The organism is Actinomadura graeca, assembly GCF_019175365.1.
In the GTDB taxonomy this organism is placed as follows: domain Bacteria; phylum Actinomycetota; class Actinomycetes; order Streptosporangiales; family Streptosporangiaceae; genus Spirillospora; species Spirillospora graeca.
Window position 1 is genome coordinate 742,301 of sequence record NZ_CP059572.1, and the last position, 15,305, is coordinate 757,605.

Annotated in this window: 16 protein-coding genes; 6 read left to right on the forward strand and 10 right to left on the reverse strand. The window is 73.1% G+C overall.

Annotated elements, in window-relative coordinates; translation table 11 throughout:
* The first annotated feature begins 80 nt into the window (after window positions 1–80).
* Window positions 81–1,439, forward strand: a complete 1,359-nt coding sequence (locus AGRA3207_RS03615; protein ID WP_231333125.1) for a prenyltransferase/squalene oxidase repeat-containing protein — start codon at window positions 81–83, stop codon at window positions 1,437–1,439.
* 7 nt (window positions 1,440–1,446) lie between these two features.
* Here AGRA3207_RS03615 and AGRA3207_RS03620 read toward each other — a convergent pair whose 3' ends face one another.
* From AGRA3207_RS03620 to AGRA3207_RS03655, 8 genes are all read right to left on the reverse strand, one after another.
* Entirely contained in the window at window positions 1,447–2,277 is an 831-nt protein-coding gene (locus tag AGRA3207_RS03620; protein WP_231333126.1) for a shikimate dehydrogenase, read from the reverse strand.
* A gap of 16 nt (window positions 2,278–2,293) precedes the next feature.
* A complete protein-coding gene (gene mltG, locus AGRA3207_RS03625; protein ID WP_231333127.1) occupies window positions 2,294–3,454 on the reverse strand; it encodes an endolytic transglycosylase MltG in 1,161 nt (386 codons plus the stop codon).
* On the reverse strand, window positions 3,451–3,909 hold the full coding sequence (gene ruvX / locus AGRA3207_RS03630) for a Holliday junction resolvase RuvX (protein WP_231333128.1): 459 nt from the start codon (window positions 3,907–3,909) through the stop codon (window positions 3,451–3,453). Before ruvX ends, mltG begins: the two co-directional genes overlap by 4 nt.
* A gap of 85 nt (window positions 3,910–3,994) precedes the next feature.
* Window positions 3,995–6,664 (reverse strand): alanine--tRNA ligase, encoded by a 2,670-nt coding sequence (alaS, locus tag AGRA3207_RS03635; protein ID WP_231333129.1) that lies wholly within the window; start codon window positions 6,662–6,664, stop codon window positions 3,995–3,997.
* Window positions 6,665–6,666: 2 nt separating this feature from the next.
* Window positions 6,667–6,987 (reverse strand): hypothetical protein, encoded by a 321-nt coding sequence (locus tag AGRA3207_RS03640; RefSeq protein WP_231333130.1) that lies wholly within the window; start codon window positions 6,985–6,987, stop codon window positions 6,667–6,669.
* Window positions 6,984–7,397 carry a DUF948 domain-containing protein gene (locus AGRA3207_RS03645; RefSeq protein WP_231333131.1) on the reverse strand — a complete coding sequence of 138 codons (414 nt, stop codon included), beginning with the start codon at window positions 7,395–7,397 and terminating at the stop codon, window positions 6,984–6,986. Before AGRA3207_RS03645 ends, AGRA3207_RS03640 begins: the two co-directional genes overlap by 4 nt.
* A 163-nt stretch (window positions 7,398–7,560) precedes the next feature.
* Entirely contained in the window at window positions 7,561–8,829 is a 1,269-nt protein-coding gene (locus tag AGRA3207_RS03650; RefSeq protein WP_231336219.1) for a replication-associated recombination protein A, read from the reverse strand.
* A gap of 128 nt (window positions 8,830–8,957) precedes the next feature.
* Window positions 8,958–9,752: a phosphatase PAP2 family protein gene (locus tag AGRA3207_RS03655; RefSeq protein WP_231333132.1), complete on the reverse strand. Its 795-nt coding sequence runs from the start codon at window positions 9,750–9,752 to the stop codon at window positions 8,958–8,960.
* A gap of 149 nt (window positions 9,753–9,901) precedes the next feature.
* Between AGRA3207_RS03655 and AGRA3207_RS03660 the strand changes: the two genes are divergently transcribed.
* From AGRA3207_RS03660 to AGRA3207_RS03675, 4 genes are all read left to right on the forward strand, one after another.
* A complete protein-coding gene (locus tag AGRA3207_RS03660) occupies window positions 9,902–10,324 on the forward strand; it encodes a hypothetical protein (protein ID WP_231333133.1) in 423 nt (140 codons plus the stop codon).
* Between the two features lie 92 nt (window positions 10,325–10,416).
* Entirely contained in the window at window positions 10,417–11,022 is a 606-nt protein-coding gene (locus AGRA3207_RS03665; RefSeq protein ID WP_231333134.1) for a DUF3105 domain-containing protein, read from the forward strand.
* Entirely contained in the window at window positions 11,019–11,651 is a 633-nt protein-coding gene (locus AGRA3207_RS03670; protein ID WP_231333135.1) for a DUF305 domain-containing protein, read from the forward strand. Before AGRA3207_RS03665 ends, AGRA3207_RS03670 begins: the two co-directional genes overlap by 4 nt.
* 54 nt (window positions 11,652–11,705) lie before the next feature.
* The gene (locus AGRA3207_RS03675) at window positions 11,706–12,293 is read left to right on the forward strand and encodes a TIGR03086 family metal-binding protein (protein ID WP_231333136.1); all 588 of its coding nucleotides are present in this window, start codon (window positions 11,706–11,708) and stop codon (window positions 12,291–12,293) included.
* Between the two features lie 37 nt (window positions 12,294–12,330).
* On the opposite strand, the gene AGRA3207_RS03680 is transcribed toward AGRA3207_RS03675, so the two are convergent.
* Both AGRA3207_RS03680 and AGRA3207_RS03685 read right to left on the reverse strand, forming a co-directional pair.
* Window positions 12,331–13,566 (reverse strand): DUF349 domain-containing protein, encoded by a 1,236-nt coding sequence (locus AGRA3207_RS03680; protein ID WP_231333137.1) that lies wholly within the window; start codon window positions 13,564–13,566, stop codon window positions 12,331–12,333.
* Between the two features lie 73 nt (window positions 13,567–13,639).
* Complete coding sequence (locus tag AGRA3207_RS03685; RefSeq protein ID WP_231333138.1) at window positions 13,640–14,380, reverse strand: peptidylprolyl isomerase; 741 nt, start codon at window positions 14,378–14,380, stop codon at window positions 13,640–13,642.
* 219 nt (window positions 14,381–14,599) lie between these two features.
* Here AGRA3207_RS03685 and AGRA3207_RS03690 point away from each other — a divergent pair, with 219 nt between their 5' ends.
* Window positions 14,600–15,295 (forward strand): MBL fold metallo-hydrolase, encoded by a 696-nt coding sequence (locus tag AGRA3207_RS03690; RefSeq protein WP_231333139.1) that lies wholly within the window; start codon window positions 14,600–14,602, stop codon window positions 15,293–15,295.
* Window positions 15,296–15,305: the final 10 nt, after the last annotated feature.

Genomic DNA, 15,305 nt, shown 5'->3' on the forward strand with positions numbered 1-15,305 from the left:
TACAGCGGCCGATACAGACACGGAACCCACGGGGTACAAAGCCTGGCCGAACGGGAATAAAGGGGAGGGAAGGAAACCCCGTGTACCAGACTCCCCCGCTCCCCCCGCAGCCGACCCGCGCCGCCCCTCCCCCGGCCCCGCCCGCCACCGCCGATCCGGTGATCGACATGGCCGTCCTGGCGTCCCGGCTGGAGGAGTCCCTCGACGTGCTGCGCGACACCTACGCCCCCGCCCTCGGCGCGGGCGGCGGCTGGTACCACGAGCTGGCGCGGCCGGAGCCGGGGACGACGGCGACGGCGCTCGGGCTGCTGGCGTTCGTGGAGACCGGCCGCCCCTTCGAGTACTTCCACGAGGGGCTGGCGCTCCTCGCGGCCCGGCAGTGCTCGTCCGGGGACGTGCTCCGCGACGGCGGCTGGGCCACCAAGACCAGCCTCGGCATGCCGGTGGTGGAGGCGACCGGCTGGATCGCCCGCTTCCTGGCCCGCGCCCGCTGCGACCTGCGCGAGGACGCCCCCGACCTGCGGCGCGCCTACCGGTGGCTGCTGCAGAACCAGAATCCCGACGGCGGCTGGGGGTCGCTGCGCGGCTGCCCGTCGCGGGTGTGGCTGACGTGCGTGGCCCTGCGGGCGCTGAGCCAGCTCAACCCGCACGACGCGGCGGTCGACCGGGGCGTGGAGTGGCTGACCGCCGACCGGACGGCGCACCGCCCGGCGTGGGGCCCGACCCCGGCGGCCGGGCCCACCGTCACCCACACGGCGTTCGCGCTGGTGACGCTGGCCGAGGCACGCCCCGACCTGAAGACCGAGCGGATCCTGGACGCCTACGACTGGCTGCTGGGGCACCTGGACCCCGCCGACGGCCACACCTGGATCGAGACCTACGACGTCTCCCCGCACGGCGCCGGCTCCAAGCCCGTGTGGCGGCTCGCGCTGTGGCACTACGGGCTGCCGATCGCGCTCATCGCGCTGCTGCGCGACCCGCGCGGCCCCCACGGGCCGACCGTCGCGCGGGTGTTCCGGGCGCTGGTGCGCGGTGAGATCACCGACCCGCGCTGGACGGGTTACCCCGGCAGCGGGCGCACCTCGCTGTGGACGCTGTGGTGGCGGCTGGAGAGCCTGGTCGCGCTCACCCGGGTCCCCCTCGCCGGGGCCGCCGACATCCTGCACTGGCTCCCGGACGCGACGGTCGTGCAACGCGCGCACGCGCGGGAGCGGCCGCTGGGCGCGCTGCTGCCGCACCGGCGGCTGACTCCGGTGGGGCTCGTCCGGCGGCACTGGTCGGCGCTGTTACTGACGCTGATCTGCTTGGTGAGCGCCCTCGGCGCCGCCATCGGGACGTGGGGGTGGCGGGACTTCTGGCTGAGCGTGATCCTGCCGATCGTCCTGGCCACGGTCGACCTGTCGGTGAAGCGGCGCCGCGCGCCGCGCGGAGTGCCCTGAGGCCGGTTCAGGCGCGGCGGGCCAGCTCCGCCTCCCCGGCGGCGCGCATGGCCTCCACCGGGACGTCGTCGCGGCCGGTCATCAGCGACACCTGCCGGACGGCCTGGTGCAGCAGCATGCCGAAGCCGCCCGCGGCCGTGCCCCCGGCGTCCGCCACGGCGGCGGCGAGGGCGGTGGGCCAGGGGGCGTAGACGACGTCGAACAGCGCGGCGCCGGACGCCGCGACCGGCTCGGCGAAGGCGTCCGCGGCACGTCCCGGCAGGGTGGATACCACGAGCTCCGCGGTGAGGTGCTCGGGCAGCCGGTCCAGCGTGACGACCCGGACCGCGAGCCCGAACCTCTCCCCCACCTCGGCGGCCTCGGCGGCGCGGGCGGGCGTGCGGACGGCGAGCACCGCCTCGTCCAGGCCGAGCCCGGCGAGCGCCGCGAGCGCCGAGCCCGCGGTGGCGCCGCCGCCGAGCACCAGCGCGGACGCGGGCGCCCCGAGACCGGCCTCGCCGAGCGCCGTGACGATCCCGTGCACGTCGGTGTTGTCGGCGTGCCGCCGGCCGTCGCGCAGGACGATCGTGTTGGCCCCGCCGACCTTCGCGGCCAGGTCCGACACCGAGTCCGCCAGCTTCAGCGCCACCCGCTTGAGCGGCATGGTCAGCGACAGCCCGGCCCATTCCGGGCCGAGCCCGTCCAGGAACGCGGCGAGCCCGTCCTCTGCGCACTCGATCGCGTCGTAGGACCAGGCGTCCAGTCCCATCGCCGCGTACGCGGCCCGGTGCAGCACCGGCGACAGCGAATGCCCGACGGGCGAGCCCAGCACCGCGGCACGGCGGCCCGCGCCGTCCACTGTGTCTCTCCTCACGTCAGTTGCCCGGGTTCTGCTTCTGCCACTCGCGGAACTGGCGCTCCAGCTCCTTGCGCTCGGCCTCCGTCGTGGCGAACTTGGTGATCTTGTTGGTCGGGTCGGTGGCGACGAAGAACAGCCACGTGCCCTTCTTCGGCGACACCGCCGCCTCGATCGCCTCCGGCCCCGGGTTGGAGATCGGCCCCGGCGGGAGCCCCTTGTGCTTGTAGGTGTTGTACGGCGAGTCGACCTGGAGGTCCCGCTCGCGCACGTCCAGGGTGCGCTTGTTCAGCGCGTACAGCACCGTGGTGTCGAACTGCAGCGGCATCCCTGCGGCGATCCGGTTGTAGATCACCCGGGAGATCTTCGGGAAGTCGTCGGGCAGGCCGCCCTCCGCCTGGACGAGGCTCGCCAGCGTCAGCACCGTCGCAGGGCTCAGGCGCGCCGTCCGGGCCTTCTCCTCCAGGCCGACGCTGTCCGCCTCCTTGAGGAAGCGGTCCACCATCTGCTTGAGGACCTGCTTCGCCGACCCGTTCGGGTCGAGGTCGTAGCGCCCCGGGTACAGGAACCCTTCGACCTTGCCCTTGGCGTACGGCGGCAGGCCGAGGCCCTGGCCGTCCTTGGCGGCCGCCTGGAAGTCGCCGACGGGGATGCCGGTCTTCTTCGCCAGCAGCTGGTAGATCTCGACGGCGCGGCGGCCCTCCGGGACCGTGATCTGGTTGCCGGAGCGCGACTTCGGGTCCAGCAGCAGCGCCATCGCCGCCGACGACGACATCTTCAGCCGCATCTGGTAGAAGCCGGGCTGGATGCCCGAGGCCCGGGTCTCCTTCCCGTACGCCTTCACGAACGCCCGCGTGCTCTTGACGACGCGGTGCTCCTCCAGCGTGGCGCCGATCTGCGAGCCGCTGTCGCCGTCCTTGATCTGGACGGTGACGTTCCCGCTGCCGGCGCCCTTGTAGTCGGGCGGGTGGATCTTGTTGTCCAGCCACGCGGCGCCGAGCACCCCGCCCGTCCCGAACACCGCGACGATGAAGGCCATCGCGAACAGCGCCGCCGCGCGGCCGCTGCTCTTGCGGCGCCGCTGCCGCTTGCGCCCGCGCCGCTGGGCCCGTCGGCCGGAGCGCTCCTCCGGCGGCGGGCCGTCCCCGTAGGGATCGGAAAAAAGGTCCAAATCGTTCATGAGCTTCCCCGGACGATCTCGCCTGGGGGGCGCCCAGTCAACCGTTCCCCGTCAAGTGCCGCTTGAAGCAGGACGGCCGCCGCGGCTTGGTCCACGACCCTGCGGCGGGCCTGACCACGCACTCCGCCGGCGCGCAGCCCCGCCTCGGCCGTGACCGTGGTGAGCCGCTCGTCGTAAAGGCGGACCGTCCCTTCGGGCAGGCGGTCCGCCAGCCGCCGGGCGAACCGGCGCGCGGCCTCGGCCGCGGGGCCCTCCCGTCCCGACAGGGACGTCGGCAGCCCCACGACCACCTCCACGGCCTCGTGCTCGCCGACAAGCCCGACGAGCCGGTCGATGTCGCCTTTGCCGCTTTTCACGGTCTCCAACGGCGATGCGAGGATCCCGCCCGGGTCGCACCGGGCGACGCCCACCCGGACGCTCCCCACGTCGACCCCCAACCGGACGCCCGGCCTCATGGCCTCGCCCCCGTCCGGCGGCCCGGCCCCACCGGGCGGCTCCCGCCGCCCGGCCCCGGTCTGCCACTCCCCCCGTGTGCGGGGCTCACGCGGCCCCTACGGCTCGTTCGACGGCCGCGAGGGCCTCGCCCACGGCCGAAGGGTTCGCGCCGCCTCCCTGCGCGAGGTCGTCCTTGCCGCCGCCTCCGCCGCCGAGGGCCTTGGCCGCCAGGCCGACCAGGGCGCCGGCCCTCAGGCCGCGCTCACGGGCGCCCTCGGTGACGGCGACCACCACGACCGGGCGGTCCTTGGGGACGCCGGTGACCATCACGACGGCGGGCCGGGACGCCAGCCGCCCGCGGACGTCGACGGCGAGCTTGCGCAGCTCGTCGGCGCCGGCGCCGTCGGGCGCGCGGTGGCCGACGAAGGCGGTGCCGTTCACGTCGCGGGCACCGTCGGCGAGCGACCCGGCGACCGCCAGGATCTGCGCCGCGCGGAGCCTGTCCAGCTCCTTCTCCGCGTCGCGGAGCCGGGAGACGACGCCGGAGACGCGCTCGGGCAGCTCCTCCTTGCGGGCCTTCATCTGCTCGGCGAGCTGGGCGACCAGCACGCTCTCGCGGGCCAGGAACCGGAACGCGTCGATGCCGACGAGGGCCTCGACGCGGCGGACGCCGGCGCCGATGGACGACTCGCCGAGCACCTTGATCAGGCCGAGCTGGCCGGAGCTCGCGACGTGGGTGCCGCCGCACAGCTCGCGGGAGTAGTCGCCGACCTCCACGACGCGGACCTCGTCGCCGTACTTCTCGCCGAACAGCGCCAGCGCGCCCATGGCGCGGGCCTCGTCGATCGAGGTGTGGAAGGCGCGGACGTCCAGATCGTTGATCAGGACCTCGTTCACCTCGTCCTCGACGTCGCGCAGCACGGTGACCGGGACGGCGCCGGAGGCGGTGAAGTCGAACCGGAACCGGCCGGGCGAGTTCTCCGACCCGGCCTGCGCGGCGGACTCCCCGAGCGCGCGCCGGAACCCCGCGTGGACCATGTGGGTGGCGGTGTGCGAGCGGGAGATGGCCCGCCGCCGCTCCACGTCGACCTCGGCGTGCGCGGCGTCACCGACCTGCGCCTCGCCGCTGCGGACGCGCCCGCGGTGGACGATGAGGCCCGGGAGCGGCGCCTGCACGTCGGTCACCTCGACGACGGCGCCGTTGCCGAGCCTGATCAGCCCCTGGTCGGCGAGCTGGCCGCCGCCCTCGGCGTAGAACGGGGTGCGGTCGAGGACGACCTCGACCTCGGTGCCCTCGCCCGCCGCCCGCGCGTTGGCGCCGTTGACGAGCAGCCCCGCGACGCGGGAGTCGCCGAGCAGGCTGCTGTAGCCGATGAAGTCGACCTTGCCGCCCGCGCCGGTGAGCAGCTCGTCCAGGACGGATACGTCGAGGTTGCCGGTCTTCTTGTCGCGGGCGTCCTTCTTCGCGCGGTCCCGCTGCTCCTTCATGAGCCTGCGGAAGCCCTCCTCGTCCACCTGGAGTCCCTGCTCAGAAGCCATCTCCAGGGTGAGGTCGATCGGGAAGCCGTAGGTGTCGTGCAGCTTGAACGCCTGGTCGCCCGCCAGCGCGCGGCGGCCGCCTCGCCTGGCCTCCTCCGCCGCGGTGTCGAAGATCGCCGTGCCGGTGCGCAGCGTCTGGAGGAACGAGTCCTCCTCGGCGTCGATGACGGTGTGGATGTTGGCGGCGGTGCGGACGAGGTCGGGGTACTGCTCGCCCATCGCCTGGATCGCGACGGCGGTCAGCTCGTGCATCAGCCCGGCGTCCTGCCCGCCGAGCAGCCGCAGGTTGCGGATGGAGCGGCGCAGGATGCGGCGCAGGACGTAGCCGCGGCCCTCGTTGCCGGGGCGGATGCCGTCGGCGACCATCATCGTGCCGCTGCGGACGTGGTCGGCGACGACGCGCAGCGACACGTCCGTGCGGTGGTCGCGGCCGTAGGCGGCGCCGGTCAGGCCCGCGGCGCGGTCGAGGACCCGCCACAGGGTGTCGGTCTCGTAGATGTTGTCGACGCCCTGCAGGATCGCCGCCATCCGCTCCAGGCCCATGCCGGTGTCGATGTTCTTGGCGGGCAGGTCGCCGAGGATCGGGAAGTCGGTCTTGCTCTCGCCGGGGCCGCGCTCGAACTGCATGAACACGAGGTTCCACACTTCGAGGTAACGGTCCTCGTCGGCGACGGGGCCGCCCTCGCGCCCGTACTCGGGGCCGCGGTCGTAGTAGATCTCCGAGCAGGGCCCGCACGGGCCGGGGACGCCCATCGACCAGAAGTTGTCCTCCATGCCGCGGCGCTGGATGCGCTCCAGCGGCACGCCGACCTTCCGGTGCCAGATGTCCTGGGCCTCGTCGTCGTCGGTGAAGACGGTGACCCAGAGCCGCTCCTCGGGGAATTCGAAGCCGCCCTCGGCGCGGGGCTTGGTGAGCAGGTCCCACGCGAACGGGATCGCCTGCTCCTTGAAGTAGTCCCCGATGGAGAAGTTGCCGAGCATCTGGAAGAACGTGGCGTGCCGGGTGGTCTTCCCGACCTCCTCGATGTCGGGCGTCCGCACGCACTTCTGGGCGCTGGCCATCCGCGGCGACGGCGGTGTCCGCTGGCCGAGGAAGTACGGCTTGAACGGGACCATGCCGGCGTTGACCAGCAGCAGGGTGGGGTCCTCGGCGATCAGGCTGGCCGAGGGCACCACCGTGTGCCCGCGCTCTTCGAAGAACTTGAGGAAGCGGCGCGCGACCTCTGCCGACTCCATGATCAGTGGCCATCCTTGTCGTCGTCGATGATCGTGTAACGGGCCCGCAGGACGCGCCGGGGGCGGTGGGCGCCGGGCTCGGGCGGCGCCTGGTCCATGCGGACGGCCTCGCGCAGCTCCTTCTCGCGGGCGTGCATCTCGGTGCGCACGTCCGCGGCGAACAGCCGCAGCCGCCCGCCCGCGCCCTGCCCGGTCGACACCGCGCGGGCGGCGACGCCGCCGGGCGACCACGCGCGCGCGAACCGTTCCACCCGGCGCTTGACGCGGTGGGAGGCGTAGATGCCGGCGCCCGCGCCGACCGAGAGCCAGAACAGCCTTCTCATCTGCGCCCCTTCCCGCCGCGGCGGGCCGGGAGCTGCGGCCGCTCGGGCGCGTCGGGACGGCTCTTGCCCGAGGACAGCGCCTTGCGGACGCCATAGGAGAACGCGGCGGCCTTCACCACCGGGCCGCCCACGACCGAGGTCATCACGGTCGTGACGGCGGAGACGTTCTGGGTGACGCCCGCGACCTGCTTGGTGATGACGTCCGTGCGTCCCAGCTGCTCGTTGGCGCGGTTGACCGTGCGGGTCATGTCGTCCAGCAGCGGGGCCGCCTGGTCGCCGAAGTCGCGGACGACCTTGCTGGCCTCGCCGAGCAGGCGGGCGAGCCGCAGCAGCGTCAGCGCGACGAAGGTGACGAGCACCGCCCAGAACACGGCCACGATGAGACCTGCTAGCTGTCCACCAGTAAGCATCAGGGCTTTCCGTTTCGGTGTGGGTTCGGCTCGGGCCGGGCTCGGTGGGGACGACCCTACCGTGGCCGCCGGTCACGGCCGTGCGGGCGATCCAGGCTAGCGGGCGGAGGTCGCCGATGTCGGGATCACCGCGTGATCTTGCCGTGGGCGGGCGGGCGGCGGGTCAGGGCGCCTCGCCCGTCCGGGACCCGCGCAGGACCGAGCGGATGCGGGCGAGGACCTCGGTGAAGCGGGATTCGGCGCCGTGCCTGGTCGGCCGGTAGTACTCGCGACCGTGCACGGCGTCGGGCGCGTACTGCTGCCGGACGACGCCGCCGGGGTGGTCGTGGGCGTACTGGTAGCCCCGGCCGTGCCCGATCTTCGCCGCGCCCTTGTAGTGCGCGTCGCGCAGGTGCCCGGGGACGGGGCCGGCCAGGCCCTTGCGGACGTCGCCGAGCGCCCCGTCCACGGCCGTGATCACGGCGTTGGACTTGGGCGCCAGGGACAGGTGGATGACCGCCTGGGCGAGGTTGATGCGCGCCTCGGGCAGGCCGACGAACTCCACCGCCTGCGCCGCCGCCACGGCGGTCTGCAGGGCCGTCGGGTCGGCCATGCCGACGTCCTCGCTGGCGTGCACGATCAGCCGCCGCGCGATGAACCGCGGGTCCTCGCCGGCCTCGATCATCCGGGCGAGGTAGTGCAGCGCCGCGTCCACGTCGCTGCCGCGGATGCTCTTGATGAACGCGCTGATGACGTCGTAGTGCTGGTCGCCCTCCCGGTCGTAGCGGACGGCGGCCCGGTCGACGGCCTTCTCCAGCACGTCCACGTCGATCACCTCGCCGTCGCCGACGACGAGGGAGGCGGCCTCCAGGTAGGTCAGGGCGCGCCGGGCGTCGCCGCCCGCGAGGCGGATCAGGTGGTCCTCGGCGGCCGGGTCGAGGCCCACGGAACCGTCCAGCCCGCGTTCGTCGGCGAGCGCGCGGCGGATCACCTCGCGCAGGTCGTCCTCGCCGAGGGGCTCCAGGGTGAGCAGCAGCGACCGCGACAGCAGCGGGCTGATCACCGAGAAGAAGGGGTTCTCGGTGGTGGCGCCGATGAACGACACCCAGCGGTTCTCCACGGCGGGGAGCAGCGCGTCCTGCTGGGCCTTGTTGAAGCGGTGGACCTCGTCGACGAACAGCACCGTCTGCCGTCCGGTCATGCCGAGCTCGCGGCGCGCCAGGTCGATCTCGGCGCGGACGCGCTTGACCCCGTCGCTGACGGCGGAGACCTCCACGAACCGGCGGGACGTGACGTGGCTCACGACCGTGGCGAGCGTGGTCTTGCCGGTGCCGGGCGGGCCCCACAGGACCAGCGACATCGGGACGTCACGGTCGACGAGCTGGCGGATGGGGGTGCCGGGGCCGAGCAGATGGCCCTGCCCGACGACCTCGTCCAGGCCCCGGGGACGCATCCGCACCGCGAGCGGCCTGCCCGCGCCGCCGCCCGGATCCGGATCGGGGTCGCGGGGGGCGGCCGGCGCGGAGCCCGCCTCCGGATCGTCGAACAGGCCCTCCGGCTGGCCCGATTCCGCCCTGCTGGTCACGCTCCGACACTATCTCGCCGCGCCGACGTTCCCGCCCCGCCGGGCGTCCGGTCGTCCAGGGCCGGGATCCCGGCGGTCAGCCACAGCGCCGCCACCACGATGGCCGACCCGGCGACGCCGTCCAGCCAGTAGTGGTTGGCGGTCAGGACCACGACCAGGAACGTGATCACCGGGTGGGCGGCGATGAGGTACCGCCAGCGGCCCCGGCCGTGGCGGATCACCCCCCAGGCGATCAGCAGGGCCCAGCCGACGTGCAGCGACGGCATCGCGGCGAACTGGTTCGTCATGCCCTCGCCCGGCTCCGAGGAGTACGCGCTCGGGCCGTAGGCGGTCATCAGGTCCACGAACCCGTGGCCGTCCAGCATCCGCGGCGGCGCGAGCGGGAACGCGAAGTGGACGAGCAGGGCCACCGCCGCCGAGCCCAGGATCACCGCGCGGACCCGCGGCCACGCCCGCCGCCGCCAGAAGTACACCCAGACCATGAACACGGTGATCGCCGGGAAGTGCACCCGGACGTAGTACTCGTTGGCGGGCCGCACCCAGCCGTCCCAGCGCAGGGCGCCCTTCTGCAGGGACGCCTCGTCCGGCAGCCGCAGGGCACGTTCCAGGTCCCACAGCCACCGCGCGTTCGAGAACGCCCTGCCGGGGTCCCCGTCGGCGAGGTGGCGGCCGTAGCCGTAGGCGCCGAGCACGGCCGCCATCAGCACGAACTGCAGGGCGGCCGCGAACGCCAGGCCCGTCACGCGCCTGTCGTGCCGCAGTGTCGCTCCCTCACCCGCCCATCGCCGCATCCGTTCATCATCTAGCTACCCGGCGCCGCCCACCTGATACGTCAGGAGGGTTCGGGCTCCGCCGCAGGTCCCAGTCCTCCGGGAACCCTGGAGGAGGCTGCGGCGTTGAAACCGCCCGGAAGGCGGAAACAGAGTGTAGGAATGTGAAGATGTCCGGTACGACCTCGCGACGGCGACACGGGCTGGCGGGCCTGCTCGTCGGCCTGTTCGTCGTGGCCGGGCTCGTCTTCAGCTACGGGCTGGGCCACGCACCTCCGCCGCGCGTGTGCACCGAGCACGCGGTGACCGTCCCCGTGGGCGCCGCCCTGGCCGACCACGGGCCGCACGGCACCGTCCCCAAGCCCGCGGACGCGGTGATGGACGCCCCGCCGCCCCTCCCCCCGCAGGGCCCCTCGGACGCCTGCCTGTGCCTGGCCGTGCTGTTCACCCTCATGGTGTTCGCCCTGCTCGCCGCCGGTCTCGGACGTCCCCTCCTGCGGGTCCCCGCCCGCGCCTCGTGGACGGCCGCCCTCCCCCGCGGCGCCCTCCCCGTGCTCGCGTCCCCTCCCACCCTCCAAGTGCTCCGGCTGTGACGGACAGGCCGTAAGGCCACCGGCACCGCGCGCCCCCGTGGCGCGCCGCTGCCGTCGTTTCCGAACATCCAGCCGAAACAGAGGGGACACCCATGTCCAAGAGCGCCCGGAACAGGAACACCCGGAAGAACGTCCTGACCAAGCGGGAGGTGCCGTGGGGCGGCATCGCCTTCTTCACCGTGATCGGCCTGGTCGCGGTCGTCGCCATCGCCTACGCCTTCATGCAGAGCAGGTCGTCGGCCTCCGCGGGCTCGGCGTCCATCGCCGGCCTCGTGCAGAAGGACGACCTGGGCCGCGAGCACACCGGCAACCCCGTCCGCTACAACGCGACACCGCCGATGGGCGGCGATCACGACCCGATGTGGCAGAACTGCGACGCCCGCGTCTACGACCAGCCCCTGCGCAACGAGAACGCCGTCCACTCGCTGGAGCACGGCGCCGTGTGGATCACCTATAGGCCGGGGCTGGCCGCCGCGCAGCTCGACCGCCTGAAGGCCAAGGTCGCGGCGACCGACTACACCTTCCTCAGCCCCTACCCGTCCCTGGACGCCCCGATCGCGCTGACCGCGTGGGGCCGCCAGGTCAAGATCCAGGACGCGGGCGACCAGCGGGTGGACGCGTTCCTGCGCGCGTTCGTCAAGGGCCCGCAGACCCCGGAGCCGGGCGCCGCCTGCAGCGGCGCCAAGGCCACGGCGTGAGCGCGGACGCCCCGGCGGTGCGGGGGCGGCGGGTCACCGCCGTCCTCGCGGTCCTCGTCCTGGCGGTCGCCGCCGCGCTCGTCGCGCTGGCGGCGGCCCGCTCGGGCCGCCCCGGCACCGACGGCCCGGAGGCCGGGTTCGCCCGCGACATGAGCGCCCACCACGCCCAGGCGGTGCAGATGTCGTTCGTCGTCCGGGACCGCACCCGGGACCCCCGCGTCCGGCTCCTGGCCTACGACATCATCAACACCCAGTCGGCCCAGATCGGGATGATGACCGCCTGGCTGGACGAATGGGACCTGCCGAAGACCGACCCGTCCGGCCCCATGCGCTGGATGGGCCACGCGGGCCACGCGCCCGCCACGGCCGCCCCCGCCCGCATGCCGGGCATGGCGACCCGGGAGCAGCTCGCGGAGCTGGAGAAGGCCGGTGGACGCGACGCGGAGGTCCGCTACCTGCGGCTGATGATCGCCCACCACCGCGGCGGCGTGGGCATGGCGGAGGCCGTCCTGACCCGGACGGACCACGACCGGGTCCGGCGGCTGGCCCGCACGATGGTGGACGGCCAGAAGGCGGAGATCACCCTGATGAACGGCATGCTGCGCGAGAGGGGGAGCACCGCGGCCTGAGCACTCCGGCGATAACGCTTGACAGCGCCGCCCGATCGCGGGTCACTGACCACCATGGCTCAGAACCTCGACGGCTACCACCGGGCACTGGACCTCTTCGAGGGCCTGCTGGCCGGTGCCCCCCGGGACTCCTGGGACGCCCCGACGCCCTGCGGCCGCTGGACGGCCCGCGACCTCGCCGGGCACGTGACGGGCGGCCAGCACCTCATCCGCGCCCTGGCGTCCGGGGAACCCGCGCCGGACACCACCGAGGCCCCCGCGCGCTTCGTCCCCGGCGACGTCCTCATGGCATGGCGGACGGCCCGCAAGCAGTCCGCCGCGTCCCTGACCCCCGACGCCCTGAGACGCCTCGTCCCCGTGAGCGGGCTGGGCGAGCTCCCGCTGGTCGACTTCCTCGGCGGCTACGTCCTGGAACCCCTCGTGCACGCCTGGGACCTGGCCGTGGCGACCGGCCAGCCCACCCGCCTGGACCGCGACCTCGTCCACCACGCGTTCGCGACCGCGCAGCTCATAGCCGCCCCTCTCAGGGCCGACGGCCGCCTGGCCCCACCCCTCCGCGCCCCCCAGGGCGCCGACGAGCAGACCCGCCTCCTGTCCTTCCTGGGCCGCCCCCAGCCCGCAAGCACGGCCCCCCACCCCTGAGCCACACAGGAGCAAACGCCAACAACCGGAGCAAAATCTACGAGAACTCGGCGAGGGTGCGTTCGGCTTCTTCGAGCCAGGCGCGACGGGCGGTGAGGGCCTCTTCGGCGTCCTTGATGTCCTTGTCGCGGCCGGCGGTGCGGGCCTTGTCGAGGCGTTTCTGGATCTGGTCGATGGAGCTGCGCAGCTGGTTGACGGTGGCCTCGGCGCGGGCGCGGGCTTCGGGGTTGGTGCGGCGCCACTCGTTCTCCTCGGCGGAGCGGACGGCCTCCTCGACCTTGCGGAGGCGGCCTTCGAGGCGGTCGCGCTGGTCGCGGGGGACCATGCCGGCGGCTTCCCAGCGTTCCTGGATGGCGCGGAGGGCCTGCCTGGCCTGGCGGACGTCGCGGACGGGCAGGAGGCGCTCGGCCTCCGCGAGGATCTTCTCCTTCTCCTCGGCGTGCACGCGGAATTCGGCGTCGCGTTCGGCGAAGGCGGAGCTGCGGGCCTGGAAGAAGGTGTCCTGGGCGCCTTTGAAGCGGGCCCACAGGTCCTCTTCGGCGTCGCGGGAGGCGCGGCCGGCCAGTTTCCAGCGGCGCATGAGGTCGCGGTAGGCGGCGGCGGTGTCGCCCCAGTCGGTGGAGGCGGACATCGACTCGGCCTCGGCGACGAGGCGCTCCTTCTCGCGGCGGGCCTCCTCGCGCTGGTCGTCGAGGGTGGCGAAGTAGACCTTGCGGCGTTTGGTGAAGGCGTTGCGGGCCGCCGAGAGCCGCTTCCAGAGGGCGGTCTCGGTGGGACGGTCGATGCGGTCGGCGGCCTTCCACTCCTCGACGAGCTGGCGGAGCCGTTCGCCGCCGTTCTTCCAGTGCGTCTCCTCGACGGCGATCCGCTCGGCCTCGGCGACGATGCGCTCCTTGACCTCGCGGGCCTCGTTGCGGTGCTGCTCGCGCTGGGCCTTGACCTCCTCGCGGCGGCGGCCGACCTGCTCGGTCAGCCCGTCCAGGCGGCGGGCGAGGGCGTCGAGGTCGCCGACGGCGTGCGCGTCGGTGACGGCCTCGCGCAGCCGCTGGATGCTCTGCTGGGCCTGGCCGGGTTGCAGGTCGGTGGTGCGGACGCGCTGTTCCAGCAGGCCGATCTCGGTGACCAGCGCGTCGTACTTGCGCTTGAAGTAGGCGAGAGCCTCCTCCGGTGCACCGGCCTGCCAGGAACCCACGACACGCTCACCGTCGGACGTCTTCACGTAGACGGTGCCGTCCTCGTCCACCCGGCCCCAGGGATCGGTAGCGCTGGACACCCTTGCCTCCTGAATCGCAGGTCCGATCGTGTTCACAGCCACCGGACCCTCCACACCTTAGTATCCCGTTCGCCTAATTCCCGACGATCGTGACGTCCTGGATCGTGACCTTCTTCTTGGGCTTGCCGTCGCCCTTGGGATCCGAGCCGCCCTTGGCTATCTTCTCCAGCACGTCCATACCCTTGGTTATTTTCCCGAACACGGTGTAGTCGGGCTGGAGTTGCGAATCGCCGTAGACCATGAAGAACTGGCTTCCGTTGGTGTCGACGCCGGAGTTCGCCATGGCGAGCGTCCCCTTGAGGTACTTGGCGCCCGCGGTGTTCTCATTGGCGTACTGGTAGCCCGGGCCTCCCATTCCGGTGCCCTTGGGGTCACCGCACTGAAGGACATTGAGGCCGCCACTGGTCAGCCGGTGGCACGGGCTGTTGTCGAAGAAATTCTTGCCCGCCAGGAACGCGAACGAGTTGACGGTGCAGGGCGCCTTCCCGCCGTCCAGGGACATGACGACGTCGCCCTCGTTGGTCTTGACCGTCGCCGTGACCATCCCCTTGTAGGCGGGGTCCTTGGGCGGCTTGCCGAGGTTCTTGGGGGCGCCGTCGGCCTGGGCGGGCTTGTACGTGCAGCGGCCGCCCGCATTGTCGTCCTTGCCGATGACCATGGCGGTCGCGGTGCCGCCGCCCGCGATGACCACCACCCCGGCGACCGACCCTATGATCTTGAGCCGGCGGGCCCGGGCCGCCTCGGCCTGGCGGCGCTGCTCCTGGCGCTCGTAGCGTTGCCGAGCGAGCTGCTTCTTGCGGTCCTTCCCGGCCACTTCCCTGCCTTTCCGCCGTGATCAGGTGAACGTGGAGCGCATAGTAGCGGTCCTGGGGGGAAGGCGCCCCTTCCCCTGAACGAACGTGGAGGAAGCCGCCGGTCCCCTTCCCGGAAGGGCCTCGCGACACGGCGATCGTCCAATCCCGTTCGCGGTGGCCACGGCGGCGCCGGTACCCTCGGACACGCCCATCCGAGATGGTTCGAAGGAAGGACGACCGTGCTCGTCGCCGGGTTCCCCGCTGGATCGTTCGAGGCGAACTGCTACGTCGTGGCGCCCGCCGCGGGCGAGGAGTGCGTGATCGTCGATCCCGGCGAGGGCGCCGAGGCCGGAATCGAGGAGATCCTCCGCGAGCACCGGCTCAAGCCCGTCGCGGTACTGCTCACGCACGGCCATCTCGACCACGTCTGGTCGGTGGCCCCGGTCTGCGGCGCGAAGGACGTCCCGGCCTACATCCATCCGGACGACCGGGAGCTGCTCACCGACCCGGCCAAGGGGCTGTCCCTCGGCGCCGGGCAGCAGCTGTTCGGGGGGCTGGAGCTGACCGAGCCCGACGACGTGCGGGAGCTGTCGGACGGGGCGGTGCTGGAGCTGGCGGGGCTGAGCGTCACCGTCGATCACGCCCCGGGGCATACGCCGGGGTCGGTGACCTTCCGGACGCCCGCGACGGCGGACCTGCCCGGCGTGATGTTCTCGGGCGACCTGCTGTTCGCCGGGTCGATCGGCCGCACCGACCTGCCGGGCGGCTCGTACGAGGAGATCCTCGCGAGCCTGTCGCGGGTGTGCCTGTCCCGCCCCGACGAGACGGCGGTCCTGCCCGGGCACGGCCCGCAGACCACAATCGGACGCGAGCGCGCGACCAACCCGTTCCTCTCCGGCCTGGTGCCGGCGGACGGGCCCAACAAGGGATTCTGAGCCTGAGAGA

Excerpts from the sequence above, each read along its gene's own strand:
- AGRA3207_RS03660 (WP_231333133.1), top strand. The coding sequence starts at position 9,902 with ATGTCCGGTACGACCTCGCGACGGCGACACGGGCTGGCGGGCCTGCTC.
- ruvX (WP_231333128.1), bottom strand. The coding sequence starts at position 3,909 with ATGAGGCCGGGCGTCCGGTTGGGGGTCGACGTGGGGAGCGTCCGGGTG.
- alaS (WP_231333129.1), bottom strand. The coding sequence starts at position 6,664 with ATGGAGTCGGCAGAGGTCGCGCGCCGCTTCCTCAAGTTCTTCGAAGAG.
- AGRA3207_RS03650 (WP_231336219.1), bottom strand. The coding sequence starts at position 8,829 with ATGCGTCCCCGGGGCCTGGACGAGGTCGTCGGGCAGGGCCATCTGCTC.
- mltG (WP_231333127.1), bottom strand. The coding sequence starts at position 3,454 with ATGAACGATTTGGACCTTTTTTCCGATCCCTACGGGGACGGCCCGCCG.
- AGRA3207_RS03675 (WP_231333136.1), top strand. The coding sequence starts at position 11,706 with ATGGCTCAGAACCTCGACGGCTACCACCGGGCACTGGACCTCTTCGAG.
- AGRA3207_RS03645 (WP_231333131.1), bottom strand. The coding sequence starts at position 7,397 with ATGCTTACTGGTGGACAGCTAGCAGGTCTCATCGTGGCCGTGTTCTGG.
- AGRA3207_RS03655 (WP_231333132.1), bottom strand. The coding sequence starts at position 9,752 with ATGCGGCGATGGGCGGGTGAGGGAGCGACACTGCGGCACGACAGGCGC.
- AGRA3207_RS03640 (WP_231333130.1), bottom strand. The coding sequence starts at position 6,987 with ATGAGAAGGCTGTTCTGGCTCTCGGTCGGCGCGGGCGCCGGCATCTAC.
- AGRA3207_RS03665 (WP_231333134.1), top strand. The coding sequence starts at position 10,417 with ATGTCCAAGAGCGCCCGGAACAGGAACACCCGGAAGAACGTCCTGACC.